The following is a 908-nucleotide window of genomic DNA, read 5'->3' as shown; positions in this document are numbered from 1 at the left end:
TGACGAAGAAGGTGTCGGTGGCCAGCGCCAAGGAATCGCACCTGGTGCTGCGAACTGCCCTGTCGGCGGCGGTCCGGGACGAGCTGATCACCCGCAACGTCGCCAAGCTGGTGCAGGCCCCGCGCGTGCAGTACCGCGAGACGCGGCCCTGGAGCCTGGACGACACCTTGCTGTTCCTGGAGGGCGCCCGCTCGGACGCGCTCTACCCGGCGTTCGTGCTGGCCGTGGCGCTCGGCCTTCGTCGCGGCGAGATCCTGGGGTTGCGGTGGCAGGACGTCGACCTGGAGCGACGGACCCTGACGGTTCGCCAGCAGCTCCAACGCGTCGACGGCGAGCTGTACGCCGACACCCCGAAGTCGCGCCGGACGCGGGTGATCCCGCTGCCGCTGATGTGTGTGGCCCCGCTGCGCTGGCAGCGGCTGCGGCAGGCCGAGCAGCGTCGCCAACGCCTGGCGGCTGGCCGGGACTGGCTCGCGTCCGACTTCGTCTTCACGACCAGTACGGGGCGGCCGGTGGAGCCGCGCAACCTCAGCCGGTCGTTCACCCGGATCTCTGCGGCCGAGGCGCTGCCGCCGGTCCGGCTGCACGACACCCGGCACGGCTGCGCGACGCTGCTGGCGGCGGCCGGCGTGCAGCCGCGCGACCTGATGGCGATCCTCGGGCACAGCCAGATCGCGGTCACGATGGAGATCTACGCCCATGTGGTGCAGGACAACCAGCGCGAGGCAATGAGCCACATGGACCGGCTGTTGAAGCGCCGTCACCCGGGTCGCTGATGTCAGTTTGAGATGTCAGAAAGGCCCCGGACCGATACCGGTCCGGGGCCCTTCTGCGTTCGCAGGTCATTGACGTGCGGAAAAGTACGGAGCCCCCTGTCGGGTTCGAACCGACGACCCCCGCTTTACAAG

General features: G+C 69.8%; 1 protein-coding gene. It reads left to right on the top strand.

Annotated features, from left to right (window positions below):
• On the top strand, positions 1–776 hold a 776-nt coding region (locus IEZ12_RS37340), incomplete at its 5' end, for a tyrosine-type recombinase/integrase (RefSeq protein ID WP_189278883.1).
• Positions 777–908: the final 132 nt, after the last annotated feature.

This window comes from Kitasatospora griseola (assembly GCF_014648555.1).
Taxonomy (GTDB): domain Bacteria; phylum Actinomycetota; class Actinomycetes; order Streptomycetales; family Streptomycetaceae; genus Kitasatospora; species Kitasatospora griseola.
This window is presented reverse-complemented; position numbering and strand designations above follow the sequence as displayed.